General features: G+C 42.8%; 17 protein-coding genes and 3 tRNA genes. 10 read left to right on the top strand and 10 right to left on the bottom strand.

The window, feature by feature from the left end:
* The first annotated feature begins 3 nt into the window (after nucleotides 1–3).
* Nucleotides 4–915 (top strand): DMT family transporter, encoded by a 912-nt coding sequence (locus FPL17_RS12455; RefSeq protein WP_159885342.1) that lies wholly within the window; start codon nucleotides 4–6, stop codon nucleotides 913–915.
* Here FPL17_RS12455 and coaE read toward each other — a convergent pair.
* The 4 genes from coaE to pilB are packed head-to-tail and all read right to left on the bottom strand — an operon-like array spanning nucleotide 912 to nucleotide 5348.
* Nucleotides 912–1517 (bottom strand): dephospho-CoA kinase, encoded by a 606-nt coding sequence (gene coaE, locus FPL17_RS12450; RefSeq protein WP_159885340.1) that lies wholly within the window; start codon nucleotides 1515–1517, stop codon nucleotides 912–914. The genes FPL17_RS12455 and coaE overlap by 4 nt on opposite strands.
* A gap of 1 nt (nucleotide 1518) precedes the next feature.
* A complete protein-coding gene (locus FPL17_RS12445) occupies nucleotides 1519–2379 on the bottom strand; it encodes a prepilin peptidase (RefSeq protein ID WP_159885338.1) in 861 nt (286 codons plus the stop codon).
* Nucleotides 2380–2384: 5 nt separating this feature from the next.
* On the bottom strand, nucleotides 2385–3611 hold the full coding sequence (locus FPL17_RS12440) for a type II secretion system F family protein (RefSeq protein ID WP_078197602.1): 1227 nt from the start codon (nucleotides 3609–3611) through the stop codon (nucleotides 2385–2387).
* Nucleotides 3612–3635: 24 nt separating this feature from the next.
* Nucleotides 3636–5348 carry a type IV-A pilus assembly ATPase PilB gene (gene pilB / locus FPL17_RS12435; RefSeq protein WP_159885336.1) on the bottom strand — a complete coding sequence of 571 codons (1713 nt, stop codon included), beginning with the start codon at nucleotides 5346–5348 and terminating at the stop codon, nucleotides 3636–3638.
* Nucleotides 5349–5722: 374 nt separating this feature from the next.
* On the opposite strand from pilB, the gene tpiA reads away from it, so the two are divergent.
* The 9 genes from tpiA (at nucleotide 5723) to FPL17_RS12390 (ending at nucleotide 12658) form a co-directional block, all read left to right on the top strand.
* Nucleotides 5723–6514: a triose-phosphate isomerase gene (gene tpiA / locus FPL17_RS12430; protein ID WP_032864570.1), complete on the top strand. Its 792-nt coding sequence runs from the start codon at nucleotides 5723–5725 to the stop codon at nucleotides 6512–6514.
* A gap of 12 nt (nucleotides 6515–6526) precedes the next feature.
* A complete protein-coding gene (gene secG / locus FPL17_RS12425; RefSeq protein WP_078197608.1) occupies nucleotides 6527–6856 on the top strand; it encodes a preprotein translocase subunit SecG in 330 nt (109 codons plus the stop codon).
* Between the two features lie 57 nt (nucleotides 6857–6913).
* Nucleotides 6914–6998 (top strand) — tRNA-Leu (locus tag FPL17_RS12420).
* Nucleotides 6999–7042: 44 nt separating this feature from the next.
* Nucleotides 7043–7119 (top strand) — tRNA-Met (locus FPL17_RS12415).
* Between the two features lie 88 nt (nucleotides 7120–7207).
* Nucleotides 7208–7284: transfer RNA gene (locus tag FPL17_RS12410), tRNA-Met, on the top strand.
* A gap of 201 nt (nucleotides 7285–7485) precedes the next feature.
* Nucleotides 7486–8010 carry a ribosome maturation factor RimP gene (gene rimP, locus FPL17_RS12405; protein WP_159885334.1) on the top strand — a complete coding sequence of 175 codons (525 nt, stop codon included), beginning with the start codon at nucleotides 7486–7488 and terminating at the stop codon, nucleotides 8008–8010.
* Nucleotides 8011–8047: 37 nt separating this feature from the next.
* Nucleotides 8048–9532: a transcription termination factor NusA gene (gene nusA, locus FPL17_RS12400; RefSeq protein ID WP_005191970.1), complete on the top strand. Its 1485-nt coding sequence runs from the start codon at nucleotides 8048–8050 to the stop codon at nucleotides 9530–9532.
* Nucleotides 9533–9542: 10 nt separating this feature from the next.
* Nucleotides 9543–12257: a translation initiation factor IF-2 gene (gene infB, locus FPL17_RS12395; RefSeq protein WP_005191973.1), complete on the top strand. Its 2715-nt coding sequence runs from the start codon at nucleotides 9543–9545 to the stop codon at nucleotides 12255–12257.
* On the top strand, nucleotides 12257–12658 hold the full coding sequence (locus FPL17_RS12390; RefSeq protein ID WP_005154904.1) for a ribosome-binding factor A: 402 nt from the start codon (nucleotides 12257–12259) through the stop codon (nucleotides 12656–12658). Before infB ends, FPL17_RS12390 begins: the two co-directional genes overlap by 1 nt.
* Before the next feature lie 47 nt (nucleotides 12659–12705).
* Here the strand turns inward: FPL17_RS12390 and FPL17_RS12385 are convergent, their stop codons facing one another.
* The 6 genes from FPL17_RS12385 to FPL17_RS12360 are packed head-to-tail and all read right to left on the bottom strand — an operon-like array spanning nucleotide 12706 to nucleotide 18915.
* Nucleotides 12706–13080, bottom strand: coding sequence for a Na+/H+ antiporter subunit G (locus FPL17_RS12385; protein ID WP_005154905.1), 375 nt, complete (start codon nucleotides 13078–13080; stop codon nucleotides 12706–12708).
* Between the two features lie 11 nt (nucleotides 13081–13091).
* Nucleotides 13092–13367, bottom strand: a complete 276-nt coding sequence (locus FPL17_RS12380) for a monovalent cation/H+ antiporter subunit F (RefSeq protein ID WP_005191977.1) — start codon at nucleotides 13365–13367, stop codon at nucleotides 13092–13094.
* Nucleotides 13364–13891 (bottom strand): Na+/H+ antiporter subunit E, encoded by a 528-nt coding sequence (locus FPL17_RS12375; protein WP_151715577.1) that lies wholly within the window; start codon nucleotides 13889–13891, stop codon nucleotides 13364–13366. The genes FPL17_RS12380 and FPL17_RS12375 overlap by 4 nt, the downstream gene beginning before the upstream one ends.
* Nucleotides 13891–15702, bottom strand: a complete 1812-nt coding sequence (locus FPL17_RS12370; RefSeq protein ID WP_005191983.1) for a monovalent cation/H+ antiporter subunit D — start codon at nucleotides 15700–15702, stop codon at nucleotides 13891–13893. Before FPL17_RS12370 ends, FPL17_RS12375 begins: the two co-directional genes overlap by 1 nt.
* Complete coding sequence (locus FPL17_RS12365) at nucleotides 15702–16070, bottom strand: Na+/H+ antiporter subunit C (protein ID WP_005154911.1); 369 nt, start codon at nucleotides 16068–16070, stop codon at nucleotides 15702–15704. The genes FPL17_RS12370 and FPL17_RS12365 overlap by 1 nt, the downstream gene beginning before the upstream one ends.
* Nucleotides 16063–18915 (bottom strand): monovalent cation/H+ antiporter subunit A, encoded by a 2853-nt coding sequence (locus tag FPL17_RS12360; protein ID WP_159885332.1) that lies wholly within the window; start codon nucleotides 18913–18915, stop codon nucleotides 16063–16065. The genes FPL17_RS12365 and FPL17_RS12360 overlap by 8 nt, the downstream gene beginning before the upstream one ends.
* Nucleotides 18916–19094 lie beyond the last annotated feature (179 nt).

Genomic DNA, 19094 nt, shown 5'->3' with positions numbered 1-19094 from the left:
CAGATGACCGTCCGTACGCAAGGCTATTTCTTTGTCTTTATTACCATGTGTATTTGGGGAGGATTCACCATTTTCTCCCGCTTAAATGCACATTGGCATGTCAGTGTCTGGGATCTGGTGGCAATGCGTTTTGCAATTGCCTCCCTGATTTTAATGCCAGTCTTGATCTATAAAAAAGATTTTACATTTTTATGGGACTCTCGGCTCGTCATCTTGGCTCTCATTGGTGGTCTGGCTTATTGTTTTACCGTCTATACTGCTTTTTTACATGCACCTGCCGCACATGCTGCTATTTTTTTAAATGGCTGTATTCCACTTTGCACAGCCGTTGCTGCTTATCTTCTATTCAAACAACCATTTGATAAACATACGTGGTTGAGCCTGATCATCATGATGGCTGCTCTAATCCTCATGAGTTATCTCATGCTGAATGATCAAGCTTCAGCATTAGGCGTAGGAGATTTACTTCTTTTTATCAGTGCGGTGTGGTGGGGGATTTTTACAGTCTTACTCAGACAATGGAAATTATCTGCTTGGCATGCGACAGCTGGTGTGGTGATTTGGTCGGCCATTATTTATTTACCGATTTATATTTTATTTATTCCTAAACATTTTCAAGATGCAGCGCCCATACATTTACTGATTCAAGGGCTGTTCCATGGCATTCTGGTGGTGATCGTGGCAACGTTGACGTATGTGGCTGCAATTGAGCGCTTAGGTGCATTTAAGACAGGCAGTATTGTGACTTTGGCACCATTTATTGCAGCTATTGTGGCTGTGCCTTTGTTAAATGAGCCGCTGAATGCCGCGATCGTGTCTGGCTTGATCGGGATGGGTGTCGGTGCATTACAGCCATGGCGATGGCTGCGGAAAGACACCTTGGCAACTCAACTCGCTAAACAGAAACAAGGCTAAAATGCGTGTTCTGCTCGTTGTAAATAACTGAAGTGCAAGGGTCTGAGTTGTTGATGTAGATGTTCTAATAAACCATCATTGAGCACAATATCATTGGCTAACTGTTGTTTTTGAACACGTGGCATTTGTGCTGCAATAATTTTCAGAATCTGTTCTTCACTCTGCCCATCTCTCTGACCAGCACGTTGTAGCTGAGTTTGTTCATCAGCATCGATCAGTAAGGTATGCTGAACCAATTGATGTTGATTGGTTTCAAACAAAAGCGGTGAGACTAAAATTACATAAGGACTTTCAGCATGTTGTAGTTGGTGAATGATTGACTGGCGAATGGCAGGGTGGGTAATTTTTTCTAGGTTTTGACGTGCGTCTGGAAACTGAAAAATATGCTCACGCAGTGCACGGCGGTTCAAACTACCATCTTCTAATAAGACCCAGTCACCAAATGCTTGTTGAATCGCTAGCAAAGTGGGCTGACCTGGTTCAACTACTTCTCTTGCGACAATGTCAGCATCAACGACGGTGATACCTTGAGACTCAAACCATTGTGTAGCAGCCGATTTTCCACTACCAATACCGCCTGTAATGCCCAAGATAAAACTCATATTAACCACCTAAATAGACTTTCATAATTTGATCACCCCATAAAAAAGCAATCCAACCTGCAATTGCGATATAAGGGCCAAATGCGAATGGCTGGTTTTCACCACGCATTTTCATCAAAATAATACCAATAATTGCACCGACCATAGAAGAGAGCAGCACAATTAAAGGCAACAGCATTGGACCCATCCATGCTCCGAGTGCGGCTAAGAGCTTGAAATCACCATAACCCATACCTTCTTTGCCTGTTACTAGTTTAAAGATGTAGTAAACAATCCAGAGGCACAGGAAACCAATGAGATAACCCCAAATTGCGGCGGTCGCTGTCGTGTAAATCGCATAGCTATTAATACCGAGGCCTAAAGCAGCTAAGGGTAAGGTAAAGCGGTCTGGCAGTAGTTGAGTATCAAAATCAATAAACGTTAATGCAATCAATACCCACGTGAGGACTAAACCAAATAGCATTTGTATGGTAGTACCGAATACGGCAACAACAACCAAAGAGCAGAGCATGGTCAACAGTTCAATGAATGGATAGCGGATACTAATTGGATTTTGACAAGTCCCACATTTACCACGCAGTACTAACCAGCTAATCACGGGGATATTTTGATACCAACGGATAGGCGAATCACATTTTGGACAGGTTGAGGCTGGTTGGCTTAAGGTCAGTTTACTCTGATCAATAATGGGTTGTTCTGGGTGTAACAACATTTGACATTCTTGCTGCCATTCCTGTTCCATCATGCGAGGGGTGCGGAAAATAACAACATTTAAAAAACTGCCGATGCATAAACTAAAAAGCCCAACCGCAAGATAAAGGGCGGCTGGGTTATCAATAAAATAAGAAAGGAATTGTTGCATAAATATTAGACCACAGAACCCATTTGGAAGATTGGTAAGTACATGGCAATCACTAGACCACCGACTAAAACACCAAGAATTGCCATAATAAGGGGTTCCATCATAGACGTTAATCCATCTACGGCATTGTCCACTTCATTTTCATAATGAGTCGCGACTTTATCCAGCATACTGTCTAGCGCACCTGATTCTTCACCAATTGCAACCATTTGAATCGCCATGGATGGAAAGCGATTGGAAACACGCATGGCAAATTGCAGTTGTTGACCTGTGGCCACATCTTCACGAATTTTCATTACTGCTTCTTCGTAAACGACATTGTTGGTTGCACCCGCAGTGGATTCTAGTGCATCAATCAGTGGAACACCTGCTGCAAATGTTGTCGCTAAGGTACGGCTGTAACGTGCAATAATGGCTTTATAAACGAGATCTCCAAAAATTGGGGCTTTGAGTGCCATTTTATCCAGTAGATCTCTGAATTTTTTACTGCGTTTTTTTGCTTCCAAGAAGGAAGCAATAATAGCACCAATCACAATAATCAAAATAAACCAGTACTCTTGCATCCATTTCGACATTTCTACCACCATTTTGGTAAATGCGGGAAGATCTGCACCAAAAGAGCTAAATAAATCTTGGAATACTGGGACGACTTTCACCATTAGAATAATGGTGACAATGACGGCAACAACAACGACTGTGATCGGGTACTTCATCGCTTTTTTAATTTTCTGCTTTAGTAGTTCACTCTTCTCTTTGTAAATCGCGACGCGATCTAACATGGTTTCAAGTGCACCAGACTGTTCGCCAGATTCAACTAAGGAACAAAATAAATTATCAAAGTATTGAGGGTATTTTTTGAGTGCGCCAGCAAAGGTATTACCGCCTTCAACTTCGCCTTTAATACCTAGAACAACTTCACGCATGGATGGATTTTCTAATCCCTCTGCGACAATTTCAAAGCCTTGTACCAATGGGACACCCGCTTTCATCATGGTTGCCAATTGGCGCGTAAAGATGGTGATATCGAGTGTCGTGACTTTTTTCTTCATCAGACCTTCGAGAATATTTTTACGTTTTTCTCGAATGTTTTTGATGGTCACGCCTTGTTTACGCAAGGTGACTTTTGCTAAAGCCATGTTGCGTGCTGGTACTTCCCCTTTAATTTTTGCTCCTTTCCGGTCGACCCCTTCATAAGCAAAAGTTGGCATCATTTGCGCTTTTTTAGCTGCCATGATTATTAATCCTTTTTATTAATTTTATTCACTTGTTACTCGGTTGACTTCTTGCAAAGAGGTGATTCCTTGCATGACCTTTTTCAAACCTGAACGACGTAGATTATTAAAACCTGCTTGTTCTGATGCTGCCGCAATTTGTAAGGCGTTACCATCTTCCATAATCAGTCTGGAAATTTCTGGTGTGACCTTCATGACCTCGTAAATCCCCACACGCCCTTTATAGCCTTCACGGCACTCAGCACAACCGACAGGTTGAAAAATTTTAAACTCGGGATCATTTAAATCTTGTTCAGTAAAGCCGAGTTCTAACAAGCTTTGTTTAGGTATGCTAATTTCTTCTTTACATTGACCACAGAGGCGGCGTGCCAAGCGTTGCGCAATCACCAGATTGACGGAAGTTGCAATATTGAATGAGGGAACGCCCATATTGCGTAATCGGGTCAATGTCTCCGGTGCACTGTTGGTATGCAGTGTCGACATCACCATGTGACCTGTTTGCGCAGCTTTAATTGCAATTTCTGCTGTTTCCAAATCACGGATCTCCCCGACCATGATCACGTCTGGATCTTGACGTAAAAAGGCTTTCAGGGCAGCAGAGAAGGTGAGTCCTGTTTTTGGGTTTACGTTAACCTGATTAATCCCTTCCAAGTTAATTTCGACTGGATCTTCGGCCGTGGAAATATTGGTGTCTTCCGTATTTAAAATATTTAATCCCGTATACAGCGAAACCGTTTTACCAGAGCCCGTTGGACCTGTAATCAGGAGCATGCCTTGAGGTTTATCAAGTGCATCCATAAATAAAGCTTTTTGTTCGTCTTCGTAGCCGAGAGCTTCAATACCCAGCATGGCGCTGGATGGATCTAGAATACGCAGTACCAACTTTTCGCCAAACAGTGTGGGGAGTGAGTTGACACGGAAATCAATCGCTTTGGTCTTGGACAGTTTAAGTTTAATACGTCCATCTTGCGGCATTCGTTTTTCAGAAATGTCCATTTGTGACATGACTTTTAAACGTGAGGCGAGACGGGTTGCCATTTGTAATGGTGGGTTGGCGATTTGACGAAGTACACCATCAACGCGATAACGGACACGATACATTTTTTCATAAGGTTCGAAATGTAAATCGGATGCACCCATGCGAATCGCATCAATCAATAGCTTATTGATGTATTTTACAATCGGAGATTCATCCCCTTGAGGCGCCTCATCATCGTCTTTGGCAGTGTCTTGATTCACATCGATATCGAGATCAAAGTCTTCACTATCACCAAAATCAAAGCTGCCAGAATCGCCAAACTGCTGTTCAATCAGTTTTTCGAGTTTGGTGTGTTCAACAATAATCGGTTCAATATTGAGTTTGGTATTGAAGCGAATCGCATCCAGTGCCTCGATATTGGTTGGATTGCTGGTCGCAACATAGAGGATTTGACCACGTTGAATCAGCGGGACCACTTTATGCTTTTGGATTAGCTTATTATCCGCCAGATCACGAGGTAACAAGGCAGTATCATAAACAGCCAAATCGAAAAGTGGCTCACCAAACTCGGCTGCAATGGTTTCAGCAATGGTTAATGGAGATACGCGATGCTGTTCAATCAGATGTGCAACGATATCTTGTTGTGCTTTTTTAGCAGCATCGATGGCTGTTTGCATTGTTGTTATAGGCATATGCCCATCTTCAACTAACCGTCGAATAAACCCCGAAAACTTTGGAGACGTATGTAATCCTGACATCTGTCCGCCTTATGACAATAAATGTTTATAATATGTATTTTAAAAATTATACTTTTGTTATGCAAAAATACCACTACAGAAAGTGTTGTTTTCACCTTGATTCATAGCCAAAACTTTGAACTGATCGAGTGTTTTGCAAATTAATTTTCTTTTATTAAGCTAAATCTTATAAATAATCAAATCAATTGTATGTAAGTCAGCTTTTTTTTAAGCACAATTGGAATTTTTTTATGAAGCAAGAATGAGCAATTTTCTTGATCTTTATGATTTTGGAGTGATTTCTATCGCATTAAAAGAAAAAACTGAATTTTATAAAAATCCGTGTAAAATATGCAGCATTTTTGAGAAATTAATTAACAGTGGGTGGGCGAAGTATGTCGAACTCGAGCATTACTCCTTGGGTTGTTGGCAATTGGAAAATGAATCCAATGCATGCGAATGCTTTCCAATTAGTAGAAGAATTTAAACAGTTATTACAACAGGAAAATATTGCGCCTGAGCAATGTCATATTGGTGTCGCACCAGTTGCAATTGCTTTGGGTAGTATTCAAACGCAATTTAAAGATGCAACGAGACCAATTCATACGGTTGCTCAAGATGTGTCTCGTGTTGCAGGTACAGGTGCCTATACAGGTGAAGTCAGTGCTGAGTTATTGAAAGACAGTGGCATTGAATTTGTTTTAATTGGGCATTCTGAACGCCGTGAATTATTCGGCGACAGTGTCGAAATTTTAAAAGTAAAATTGCATAATGCATTGAATGCAGGTTTGACTGTTATTTATTGTGTTGGTGAAAGCTTGGAACAACGAGAGCAGGGTGCTGCTGAACAAGTGGTATTGCAACAAATTTGTGATATTGCGGCTGTTGTTCAAGCGGATCAATGGCAAAAAATTGTGTTCGCTTACGAACCAATTTGGGCAATTGGCACAGGTAAAACTGCATCGCCAGCGGATGCTCAAGCCATGCATGCAAAGATTCGTGAAGGTTTAAAACAAATTACCTCATATGGTGAACATGCTGCCATTTTATATGGTGGTAGTGTTAAGGCTGAAAATGCAGTTGAATTAGCTGCTTGTCCAGATATTAATGGTGCTTTGGTGGGTGGTGCATCTTTAAATGCAGAATCATTTTACCAAATCGCAAAAGCATTTGCTCAAAGCAAATAACGAGGAATCGAGATGTATAGTTTTATACTCGTTGTACATATCATTTTAGCAATTTTAATTATTGCGTTGGTTTTGGTACAACAAGGTAAAGGTGCAGAAGCTGGGGCATCATTTGGTGGTGGCGGTGCTGCTACAGTTTTTGGTGCTTCGGGTGCAGGTAACTTTTTAACTCGTTTAACTGCGATTTTTACGGCATTGTTTTTTGCAACTAGCTTGACCTTGGCTGTATTTGCTAAAAAACAGACGACAGATGCATATAGTTTAAAAACTGTTCAAACAACGACATCTGCACCAGCGACATCGTCTGAAACTTCACCAAATGCACCAAAAACAACTGAATAAGTTGAATTAGCACTTTCCTTTTTGTGTTTATGGGACTAGAATGCGTCCCACAATACTGCGGTGGTGGTGGAATTGGTAGACACGCTACCTTGAGGTGGTAGTGCTTTCGGGCGTGGGGGTTCAAGTCCCCCCTTCCGCACCAAGCTTAATAACCAGTAAGTTTGGTGTGTGCAGTGTTTGTATTGTTGCGGGATGGAGCAGTCTGGTAGCTCGTCGGGCTCATAACCCGAAGGTCGTTGGTTCAAATCCAGCTCCCGCTACCATTTGATTAAGGTGCAACTTAATCAAGCGAGTATGAAGAAAACTTAAATTGACTTTTTTTCATATTTGTATATAATTTTTGCACGTTGATGCGGGATGGAGCAGTCTGGTAGCTCGTCGGGCTCATAACCCGAAGGTCGTTGGTTCAAATCCAGCTCCCGCTACCAAGTTTCTAAAAAGAGGCTCACAATAAGGTGGGCCTTTTTGCACAGTGGGCTTTGCTTTTCTGTGTAACATAGGGGCGATTTACGCCCTTTTTTATTGGTTGTTTAGCTATATCGTGTAGTTGTTCGACATCAATTGGTCAAATAGTCGTGCTTCACTATACGGTTAAGATTGATTGGCTCGTATGAGAGCGACGAGAGTAAATGAAATTATCAAATAAATCTCAAGCATTGCATGATCTAATTGCACCAGCTGTAGCTGCGTGTGGTGTAGATTTGTGGGGAATTGAATTCCTCCCACAAGGGAAACGTTCTTTATTACGCATTTATATTGATAAAGCGGTCGAGGAGAATGTTGAACCTGTCTTAACAGAAGATGGTGAAGTTGAGCTCGGGCGTGGTATTGGCGTTCAAGATTGTGTTCTCGTAACGCAACAAGTGGGTGCAATGCTTGATGTTCATGATCCGATTTCAGGTGAATATGCTTTAGAAGTTTCTTCACCAGGTTGGGATCGTCCATTTTTCCAATTGAACCAACTGCCTGCATATATCGGGCAACAAGTGGCTTTACGATTAATTGCTGCTGTCGAGAACCGTCGCAAATTTCAGGCAAAATTACTTTCTGTAGACTTAGAAAATGAAATGATTCAAGTTGAAGTCGAAGGTAATCATGTGCTTGAAATTGATAGTCATAATATTGATAAAGCAAATTTAATCTATCAAGACTAATATTAACTTAATTTTATAAGAAATCGGTAGGTGACTTATGGGCCGCGAAATTCTTACCGTTGCAGAAACGGTTAGTAATGAAAAAGGTGTTAGTCGTGAAGCGATCTTCCAAGCGTTAGAGCAAGCACTTGTTGCGGCAACGAAGAAAAAGTTTTACGAAGGCACACGTTCTGAAGAAGCTCAACTCCGTGTTGAGATTGACCGTAAAACAGGTGATTACCGTACTTTCCGTCAATGGACTGTGGTTGCGGATGAAGATCATGAAATGCCAGCATGCCAAGACGCGATTTCTGATTTAGACCCTGCTCAGTGGTCAATCGGTGACGTACGTGAGTTGGAAGTTGAATCGATTGAATTTGGTCGTATTGCAGCACAAATTGCAAAACAAGTAATTGTACAAAAGATTCGTGAAGCTGAACGCGCATTGGTTGCGGATGCATATGAATCTAAAGTTGGTGAGCTGATTTACGGTGAAGTGAAAAAGCAAACCAAAGATGGCTTTATCATTGATCTTGGTGACAATGCAGAAGCGTATTTAGCGCGTGAAGAAACCATTCACAAAGAAATTTTGCGTCCTAAGCAACGTATCAATGCAATTTTGTTTAACGTGAACCGTGAAGGTCGCGGTGCGCAATTGTTATTGTCGCGTGCTCGTCCTGAAATGCTCATTGCTTTGATGAAGAAAGAAATTCCAGAAATTTCTGAAGAAATCATTGAAATTAAAGCAGCGGCGCGTCAGCCAGGTGTTCGTGCTAAAATTGCAGTGAAAACCAATGACCATCGTATTGACCCTGTAGGTGCATGTATTGGTATGCGTGGTACACGTATCCAAGCAGTACAGCAGGAATTAAATGGTGAGCGTATTGATGTTGTGGTGTGGTCTGATGATCCAGCACAATATATCGCAAGTGCATTAGAGCCAGCTGATGTATCGGGTATCGTGCTAGATGAAGATACGCGTAGTGCAGATATCATTTTTGCAACCAATGATCAGTTAGCGCGAGCAATTGGTTCTCAAGGGCAAAATGTTCGTTTAGCATCAGAATTGACGGGTTATAAACTCGACATGATGTTGGAAGAAGAGTATCGTGCACGTCAGCAAAATGAAGCGCAACAATATTTAGACATGTTTGTTTCTCGTCTGGATATTGAAGAAGATTTAGCAATGGCATTGGTTGAAATGGGCTTCACTTCGTTAGAAGAGATTGCTTATGTACCAGCTGAAACATTTGATGAAATCGAGCTTGAAGCTGATTTAGTTGAGTTGTTGCAAAGCCGTGCTAAAGAAGCCGCTTTAACGGATGCTTTAAAACAGCAAGAAAATATTCAAGAGCCAAGTGCGGAACTTCTCGGTATGGAAGGTATGACGACTGAGATTGCGTATGCATTGGCGGCGCGTGGTGTGGTTACTGTTGATGATTTGGCAGACCAAGCAACTGATGATATCTCGGATATCGAAGGTTTAGGTCATGACAAAGCAGGTCAGTTAATCATGAAAGCACGTGAATCATGGTTTAACTAGGAGATAATAGATGACGGACAAGTCGATTCAAGAGTTAGCGCTCAGCGTAGAACGTCCTGTAGAGAAACTCCTAGAGCAGGTTCGCGAAGCAGGTCTACCACAGCGTAAAGCAGATGACATTATTACCACTGAACAGCAAGATACTTTGATCAATCACTTGAAAAAAGTACATGGTCAGGAAAGTGGTAACACAGGAAAGATTGCGTTGAAACGTAAAACAACGAGTACTGCTAAAGTTACAAGTACTTCAGGTAAAGCGAAAAGCATTAATGTTGAAGTTCGCAAGAAGCAAGTTTTTGCTAAACCAAACCCTGAATTACTTGCAGCTGAAGCAAAAGCGCGTGTAGAAGCAGATGCAAAAGTACGTGCTGAACAGAAAGTACGTAATGAAGCTGAGCAAACTGCACGTAATACTGCGGAACAAAAAGCCAATGCAACTTTAGAAGCAATGCGTGCAGCGCATACTTCTGACAGTTCAGGTCAAACACCAGCGAAAACTGCTGTTGTGGTGAAAAAGCGTAATAGCGATAAAGTTATTAAAGCACCTGTTATTCGCCCTACAGAAACACCAGAGCAAAAGAAAGCACGTGAAGAGCAAACAGCTCAGTTGAAAGCGACTGAAGAAGTCGTACGTCGTAAAGCAGCTGAAGAAGCGCAGCAACGTACACTTGAGCAAATGCGTCAGATGGCATCAAAATATTCAAATGATGATGCGACTGCAACGATCCGTGTGATTGATGATTCACCTTTAGCTGCTGGTCTTGTTGGTCAAGCATATGAAGATTCCTTCAATAAGGAAGACCGTGAAATCAAACGTGGTGGCGCAACTGCAAATCCACGTGCTGGTAAGAAAGGCGGTCGTGGTGGTGATGCTCAATCTGAGCAAAGCTTCAGCAAAAGCCATCATAAGCGCGGCTTAAAAACCAGCCAAGCAAATAAACATGGTTTTGAAAAACCAGTTAAAAAGCAAATTTATGATGTTGAGATTGGTGAGAAAATCATCGTTGCTGATCTTGCACAAAAAATGGCGGTTAAAGTTCGTGAAGTGATCAAGACCCTCATGAAAATGGGTGAACTTGTAACTCAGAACCAAGCCATTGATCAAGATACTGCTGTACTTGTGGTTGAAGAATTGGGTCACAATCCAGTTTTAGTTTCTGATACGCAAGCAGAAGATAACTTATTGGTTGCTGCTGAAGAAGCACGTGGTGAGCAAACAACTCGTCCGCCAGTTGTAACGATCATGGGTCACGTTGACCATGGTAAAACGTCGTTACTGGATCGTATCCGTCGCTCTAAAGTAGCTGCGGGTGAAGCGGGTGGTATTACTCAGCATATTGGTGCTTATCACGTTGAAACTGAGAAAGGTATTATTACTTTCCTAGATACACCAGGACACGCAGCATTTACCTCTATGCGTTCACGTGGTGCAAAAGCGACTGATATCGTGGTTCTTGTTGTTGCTGCTGATGATGGTGTTATGCCACAAACAGCTGAAGCAATTGACCATGCACGTGCTGCAGGAACACCGATTATTGTTGCCATCAACAAGATGGATAAAGAATCGGCTGATGTAGACCGCGTATTAAACGAATTGACCACCAAAGGTATCGTACCTGAAGAGTGGGGCGGTGATGTTCCAATTGCTAAAGTATCAGCACACTCTGGTGCAGGTATCGATGGCTTACTTGATTTAATCTTGATCCAAGCTGAATTGATGGAGCTTAAAGCTTCAGCTGAAGGTGCGGCACAAGGTGTTGTAATCGAAGCACGTGTTGACAAAGGTCGTGGTGCAGTAACGTCGATTCTTGTACAAAATGGTACATTGAACATTGGTGACTTGGTACTTGCTGGTTCATCTTATGGTCGTGTTCGTGCGATGGTTGATGAAAATGGTCAACGTATTACTTCTGCAGGTCCTTCAATTCCAGTTGAGATTTTAGGTTTACCTGATGCGCCAATGGCGGGTGATGAAGTTCTTGTGGTTAATGATGAGAAGAAAGCACGTGAAGTTGCTGATGCTCGTTCTGACCGTGAACGTCATAAGCGTTTAGAGCGTGCAAGTGCAATGCGTCTTGAAAACATCATGGCATCTATGGGTAAAAAAGATATTCCTTATGTGAATGTCGTACTCAAAACTGATGTTCGTGGTACGTTGGAAGCATTACATGTTGCGCTTGATGAGCTTTCTACTGATGAAGTTAAAGTCCGTGTAATCGGTTCTGGTGTTGGTGCGATCACTGAGTCAGATGTTACTTTAGCTGAATCTTCAGAAGCAGTCTTGTTAGGTTTTAACGTACGTGCGGATAACTCTGCTCGTCAAAAATCTGATCAAGATGGTATCGATATTCGTTACTACAGCGTCATTTATCATTTGATTGATGATGTTAAAGCTGCAATGAGCGGTAAGCTTGCACCAGAACACCGTGAAACGATTCTGGGTGTTGCTGAAGTTCGTGAAGTGTTCCACTCAAGTAAGTTTGGTGCAGCAGCAGGCTGTATGGTACTTGAAGGTGTATTACACCGTAACAAACCGATTCGCGTATTGCGTGATGACGTGGTTGTGTTCCAAGGTGAGCTTGAATCTCTTCGTCGTTATAAAGAAGTGGTTGAAGAAGTTCGTGCCGGTATGGAATGTGGTCTTGCGGTGAAAGGTTATAAAGACATCAAAGAAAAAGATAAGATCGAAGTCTATGATGTTCAATTGATTAAACGGAGTCTTTAATGGCGGGTAGCCAACGCTTAAAGCGCATGGCGGATTCAGTACAACGTGAGTTGTCTGAGCTCATCCGTCAGGAGCTTAAAGATCCACGTCTAGGTGGTCTTGTGACCATCTCAGCCGTGAAAGTCAGTGCAGATATGGGATATGCTGAAGTATATGTCACTGTAATGGGGCGTGCGCTTGGTGATGATCAAAGTGAAGCTGCAAATAAAGAAACTTTAGATGTATTGAATAAAGCTTCTGGTTTCTTGCGTCATGAATTGAGTCGTCGTATCAAGACACGTATTACGCCAAGATTGCGTTTCCATTACGATAAGACCAATGCCTATGGTAACTATATGTTTGGTCTGATTGCTGAAGCGGTTAAAGATCTGCCTGAACAAGAGCAAGATGAACAAAAGTAAATCGATATAAAAAAAGCCACCTTCGGGTGGCTTTTTTATGGCTTGGATTAATCCTTTTTCAGTGGATGGCGACGATAGCGTTGCCAAGGCAATGGGCGATTGAGTGCTTCAGGTACATCACCACTGGTTGAACGTAAGCGTAGATGAATTGCAGCCTGTGCCATCAAATTGGCAGATACTGGCGCGGTAATAAACGCAAACAAAGTAATCAGTAGCTCAGCAAAACCAAAGCGACCATGCATTGCAGCAAAGATCATGGCAGCGATCAGGAAGCTACCTAAGCCCAAGGTACTTGATTTGGTCGGAGCGTGTAGACGCATAAACAGATCGGGTAGGCGAATCATACCGATTGAGCCGATCAGCATAAAGAAAGCACCAAAGACCACAAAGAATGAAACGATAATTTCAAGAATGAGTTGCATGAGGCTGCTCCTTAATCAATCACATGACCCGTAGTGAAATAACGAGCAAGCGCGGCAGTCGAGACAAAACCAAGCATTGCAACCAAGAGCGCACCTTCAAATAGATTGGTACTTACCCAGTAGATACTCAATACAACGATGAGACAGGTTGCATTCAAAAATAAGGTATCCAAGGCTAACAAACGGTCAATCACAGAAGGGCCAGCAATCAGACGAATCAAACACAAAAACATTGAAATCGTAATGGCAATTAAGCCAATCCCAAGTGCATAAGGTAAAATAGTCATTTAGTTGCTCCTTCTGCAATCTTTACATCAAAGATTTCGATTAAAGGCGTTTCATAGCGGGTTTTGATCTCTTGAATGTCAAGTTCAGTGTCATCTGAACTGAGCGCATGTACCAGAATATCACCACGCTCTTGATCGATACCGGCTGAAACGGTACCTGGTGTGGTGGTGATAATCATTGCGAGCAAGGTATTCACTTGCTCGTGCTCAGTTTCAAGTGGGACGCGATACCATTTGGGATGTAGTTTATCCATTGGCCCAAGTACCATTTTGGCAACACGGAAATTAGAAACCACAATATCCCATAACACTACAAAAACTAACCGTATTGCAGGAGCCCAATGAATGTGGGGTGTTCTGGTAATAAATGGGCTGACTAAACGGGAAATCCCGATAGCTAAAACCAGTGCGATTAAAATATCAGTAGCATCGAGACTGTGTGCCAGCATCAACCAACTCAAAAAAATCAGAAAAGACACAAATGGATGGGGGAACCAACGGTCAAGCAAAGATTGTTTTTGCATTAGTGATCCTCCATTGGTTTTAACTGAGTTGTATTTGGAATGGTTGGAGCTTCTAGGATTTGCTCAGCAATTTGACGCTGCTTATATTCAGAAATGTGCCCACCTTGAAGGGTTGGCTTTGAAATAATATCTGGGATAAGCAATGCATTATGATCTTCAACTTCACCACCATATTTAGTTTCTGGTAGATAGCTTGGATCATAAGGCTGTACGCTGATTGGACGACCTTGCGCATCATTTTTTAAGATGGTCTGGTTGTAAAGCGCATGGTTCTGAATTTGCTGTGCTGTTGCAACCGTATAAGTTTGAATTGGCGAAGCAAAGACAACATAGGTCATCAACGCGCCAAGTAAGACATAAATTGCAGTATCATTACGCTTTGGTGCAACTTCAGGTAAGGCCTGATATTCAGCATAAGCTGTTTCTTTCAAGTCTTCTTCAGGTGGTGTGGCACGCCAGAACAGAATAAAACCAACACGGGTCAGTGCAATAATGCTGAGTAAGCTGACAATCAGGATAACCGCAATGATCCAACCCTGATACGGTGTTTCAGCAGTAGCTTGCAAAATAAAGACTTTACCCAAGAAACCACTAAATGGCGGTAAACCTGCCATCATCAGAGCAATGATAAAGTAGGTAAAAGCAGCCGCTTTTTCCTGTTTGATTTTTGGTGCAACTTTTAAATGATCTTTAAAAGCACCACGTTGTGAAGTCATCCAACCACAGAATAAATAGAATGATGCTGCGATTAAAGTACTATGCACCACATAGTAGAGTGCAGCAGCCCATGCCTGTGTATTGAACATTGCAAGTGCAATCAGCAAGGTACCAATGGATGACAGCACCATAAAGCCCACAAAACGACGTAGACGTTCTGCGCCAATTGCACCAATCACACCATAAAGAGAGGTCACAAGACCGATAACCAGCAGACAGTTTTTGAAAATGCTTTGTGCCATAGCATCGTCAAAGACGGTGCCATTAACACGTAAAATGGCATAAATCCCGACTTTAGTCATGATGGTAAAAATGGCTGCGACGGGTGTGCTGGCAACGGCATAGGTTTTTGGTAACCAGAAGCCGACAGGCAACATTGCTGCTTTAATGCCAAATACGACAAAGAGCAGCATTCCACCTGCAATCGCAAGCTTGTGCTGGTCGCCATCAAGCAGAGGAACCAGACGACCGACATCGGCCATATTCAAGCTACCAACGCTACCATAGATCATGCCTAGACCAATCAGGAATAGGGCAGAGGCAAGGAGGTTGATGGTGACGTAATGAACCCCAAGTTGAAAGCGTGGACGCCCTTGACCGTGCAATAACAACACATAGGAAGCTAATAGCAGAATTTCAAAGAAGACAAATAAGTTAAACAAGTCACCGGTTAAGAACGCACCTGTGATTCCCATGAGCAGGAAATGCAGCATGGTATGGAAATAACGACCACGGGTGTCCCAGTTATCGCTTGCATACCAAATCACAGGGACTGCAAGAATGTAGGTAAGCACCAGCATAAATGCGGATAGACGATCAAGGACTAAGACAATCCCGAATGGTGCAGACCATTCACTGAGTTGATAAACAGTAATTTGCCCAGTATTGGCTATGCTGAGATAACTGACGGCGGTGATTAAACCTAAAATAGCAGAGCTAAGACTAATCCCGCGACGCCAAGGTTGGCGCCAATCTTGTTTTAAAGAACCTGAACCTGGATTGCCCAATAACACCAAGATAAAGCCTGTAAATGCAGGGATTAAAATACTGATAATTGGAGCGTGAGCGTGCCAGAAACTATAAAAATCAAACATTATGGCTCATCCTCACGTGGGTCATAAGTTACGGTTGGTTCTTCTTTCGAGTCGACATGATCTGTACCCGATTCATAACGACTACGTAATGCAAGTTGCACGATAAAAGCTGTGGTTGCGAAGCCAATCACAATCGCAGTCAAGACCAGTGCCTGAGGTAATGGATCAGTGACTTTAGTGGTTTCAGTTAGCACTGCGGGTGCATTGATTTGTAAACGTCCCATTGCAAACAGGAATAGATTAACGGCATAGCCAATCATGGCCAAACCCAGCACTACGGGAAATGTTCTGGCACGCAGAATTAAATAAATGCCTGTTGCAGTAAGTAAGCCAATCCCCGAAGCGAGTAAAAATTCAATACTAACCATTTTCTTTATCTCCACTTGGGATTGGACCAGCCATGCTGGAGTGACGTGAGTCTCCTAGGACTGAGATCAGCAACATGGCAGCACCAACGACGGTAATGTAGACACCTAAGTCAAATGAGACCGCAGAGGCGATATGCATTTTTCCTAGCACAGGGAATTCAACATAAACATGTGCGCTGGTGAGGAATGGGCGTGCCCAGAACCATGCAGCAACACCTGTTAAACCTGCAATGGTTAAACCAGAGCCAATCCATACCTCATACAGGCGACCCGATTTTGCTTTGATCATCTGTTCGGTTTGGTCTTGGCCTAAAACGATGTATTGAATAATTAATGCTAGCGAGGTAATCAAGCCCGCGATAAAACCGCCACCAGGAAGATTATGACCACGCATAAAGATATACACGCTGACGACTAGTGCGAGCGGTAAAATCCACGATGCAGTGATACGGAACATCAACGGTGAAGGGTTAAAACGATAAGAAAGGCCTTGTGTCATGGTGGTACCATGCGCACGCATCCCATCCATGAGGCAAAGTGCACCAATCGCAGCAATACCCAAGACCGTAATTTCACCGAAGGTATCAAAACCACGGAAATCGACCAGAATAACGTTCACTACATTTGAACCACCACCCAGTGGAATCGCTTGCTGCATGAAGAACCATGAAATTGAATTATGGTCACGTGTCAGCAATAACCATGCGATCCAGCCAATTCCTAAGCCGCCCGCAATTGCCAGACTGGCATCTCGCCAACGACGTGAACGACTTGATTCATATGGTGTGAGTTGTGGTAATAACGACAAACTCATTAACAAGAGCACTGTGGTCACAACATCGACTGTAATTTGGGTCAATGCCAAGTCTGGTGCTGATAAGGTGACGAATACCATGGTCACCACCAAACCAACCGCACCACTGATCAATACTGCTTTGATGCGTTCATGGTGGAACCACAGCATCATCCAACAGCCAGAGAACAGCGTGAGCCATAATACAATTGCAACCCATGGTGCATGTGTCAATTCACGTGTACCCGTCGTTAAACCTTGGTTGAATAACGGTAGACCAACCATGACAATGCTAAATAAAACGATCAAGAGCAGATAGCTCTGTAGCGAACCATTCTCGGTTGTCTGTTTGATCTTGCGGCTGGTGAGTAATAAATTTTTAAGGAACAGGTCGAATAGGATTTTACCTTGGAACTTTCCAAGATACGGATCTAAGTCGATTTTGCGGATACGGCCCTCTTTTGCTAGTGCAAAGTAGAAGACTGACCCACCGATTAAGGCAATTAGACTCATGATCAAGGGGGCATTAACACCATGCCAGATCGCGAGATGAACACCTTCAAATTCTGGCTGTGCCAAACTGGCGCGAGTCACGCTGTTAACCATGGTTCCAGCCAGTAGGGCAGGGAGGATGCCTACCAAAATACATAAGGTTGCCAGAATGATCGCTGGTAAGCGCATGCCTAAATGTGGTTCGTGCGCATCTTTATTCGGCACATGTTTACCAATCGGACCATCAAAAAACACACCATGTACCAGACGAATCGAATAACTGACTGCAAAAATACCTGCTAACGTAGCGACAATGGCTGAAATGACCATCACTGGACCAGACAAATTAGCCAATAGCTCTGTAAAGAACATTTCTTTAGAAATAAAGCCATTGGTCAATGGTACACCCGCCATTGAGGCAGCAGTGATCATGGTTAAGGTGCCTGTAAACGGAAGCAGTTGCCAAATACCACTGAGCTTGCGTAAATCACGGGTTCCAGTTTCGTGGTCAATAATCCCTGCAATCATGAACAGTGCAGCTTTAAAAGTTGCATGGTTAATGATGTGGAAAATTGCAGCTGCAACTGCCAGTGGTGATCCAATACCGAGTAGACAGACAATCAAACCTAAATGACTGATGGTCGAATAAGCGAGAAGGCCTTTTAGATCCTCTTTGAAAATGGCAAAACCTGCGGCCATACACAAAGTGAATAAACCAACAAACGTTACGATGTTGTGATACAGCGCAGCACCAATAAAGATTGGTGCTAAACGCGCTAGCAAGAAAATCCCTGCTTTTACCATCGTTGCTGAATGCAGATAAGCGGATACAGGCGTTGGTGCAGCCATCGCATTCGGTAACCAAAAATGGAATGGGAACTGAGCACTTTTGGTGAATGCACCTAATAAAATGAGCAGTAAAGCTGGAACAAAAAGCGCATGCTGTTGAATGGTATCTTTCATCAAGACCAATTCATCAATCTGATAAGTTCCTGTGATTTGTCCAATCAGGACAAAACCACCCAGCATCGCCAAGCCGCCCATACCTGTAATGGTGAGCGCCATACGCGCGCCGCGCTGAGCAGCTTCATATTGGCTCCAGTAACCCACTAGCAGGAAAGATGAAATACTGGTGAGTTCCCAAAAGACCAATAAGATCATTAAGTTATTTGAGAGTGAAATCCCCAGCATAGCTGCCATAAACAGCATCAATAACTGGTAAAGCTTACTGAGAGAGTTTTTAGGGCTGAGATAGTAATAGGCATAAATATAAATCAGGGTGCCGATACCGCTAATCAGCAGACCAAACAATAAACCTAATGCATCTAGGCGAAAACTCAGATTAATTCCGAGCTGAGGAAGCCAGTCCCAACTTTGTTGCAGGGTATTGCCCTGAAGAACCGTTTCTGCCTGAGTTAAAAGTAAAATAAAACAACTAAGGCTGATGCCAATCGCCCCAAGTGCCGTCACGCCACGCGAAATACGCTGTAATTGTGAGACAAGGGTGGTGCCGAGTATGAGCGGTAATAAGATAATAATCGGTAGCACACTGGTATCCATGTCGATGATTTAGGTCGAAGACCTAAGGGGTGAATTTTCTTTCAAGACTTACAGGCACTCAAAGAGAATACCAAAAACTTTAAATCTTGAAGCCCAATCAAGTTAACGGAGGCAGCAAGTTGTATTGCACAACTTGAAAATAAAAAATACGATTTATTTTACTATAAAATATCAATAAA

The organism is Acinetobacter dispersus (assembly GCF_009884975.1).
Classification (GTDB): domain Bacteria; phylum Pseudomonadota; class Gammaproteobacteria; order Pseudomonadales; family Moraxellaceae; genus Acinetobacter; species Acinetobacter dispersus.
This window is presented reverse-complemented; position numbering and strand designations above follow the sequence as displayed.

Excerpts from the sequence above, each read along its gene's own strand:
- FPL17_RS12380 (WP_005191977.1), bottom strand. The coding sequence starts at position 13,367 with ATGACTATTTTACCTTATGCACTTGGGATTGGCTTAATTGCCATTACG.
- FPL17_RS12390 (WP_005154904.1), top strand. The coding sequence starts at position 12,257 with ATGGCGGGTAGCCAACGCTTAAAGCGCATGGCGGATTCAGTACAACGT.
- rimP (WP_159885334.1), top strand. The coding sequence starts at position 7,486 with ATGAAATTATCAAATAAATCTCAAGCATTGCATGATCTAATTGCACCA.
- FPL17_RS12455 (WP_159885342.1), top strand. The coding sequence starts at position 4 with ATGACCGTCCGTACGCAAGGCTATTTCTTTGTCTTTATTACCATGTGT.
- FPL17_RS12360 (WP_159885332.1), bottom strand. The coding sequence starts at position 18,915 with ATGGATACCAGTGTGCTACCGATTATTATCTTATTACCGCTCATACTC.
- tpiA (WP_032864570.1), top strand. The coding sequence starts at position 5,723 with ATGTCGAACTCGAGCATTACTCCTTGGGTTGTTGGCAATTGGAAAATG.
- pilB (WP_159885336.1), bottom strand. The coding sequence starts at position 5,348 with ATGTCAGGATTACATACGTCTCCAAAGTTTTCGGGGTTTATTCGACGG.
- nusA (WP_005191970.1), top strand. The coding sequence starts at position 8,048 with ATGGGCCGCGAAATTCTTACCGTTGCAGAAACGGTTAGTAATGAAAAA.
- FPL17_RS12370 (WP_005191983.1), bottom strand. The coding sequence starts at position 15,702 with ATGTTTGATTTTTATAGTTTCTGGCACGCTCACGCTCCAATTATCAGT.
- FPL17_RS12445 (WP_159885338.1), bottom strand. The coding sequence starts at position 2,379 with ATGCAACAATTCCTTTCTTATTTTATTGATAACCCAGCCGCCCTTTAT.
- infB (WP_005191973.1), top strand. The coding sequence starts at position 9,543 with ATGACGGACAAGTCGATTCAAGAGTTAGCGCTCAGCGTAGAACGTCCT.
- secG (WP_078197608.1), top strand. The coding sequence starts at position 6,527 with ATGTATAGTTTTATACTCGTTGTACATATCATTTTAGCAATTTTAATT.
- coaE (WP_159885340.1), bottom strand. The coding sequence starts at position 1,517 with ATGAGTTTTATCTTGGGCATTACAGGCGGTATTGGTAGTGGAAAATCG.
- FPL17_RS12365 (WP_005154911.1), bottom strand. The coding sequence starts at position 16,070 with ATGGTTAGTATTGAATTTTTACTCGCTTCGGGGATTGGCTTACTTACT.
- FPL17_RS12375 (WP_151715577.1), bottom strand. The coding sequence starts at position 13,891 with ATGCAAAAACAATCTTTGCTTGACCGTTGGTTCCCCCATCCATTTGTG.
- FPL17_RS12440 (WP_078197602.1), bottom strand. The coding sequence starts at position 3,611 with ATGGCAGCTAAAAAAGCGCAAATGATGCCAACTTTTGCTTATGAAGGG.
- FPL17_RS12385 (WP_005154905.1), bottom strand. The coding sequence starts at position 13,080 with ATGCAACTCATTCTTGAAATTATCGTTTCATTCTTTGTGGTCTTTGGT.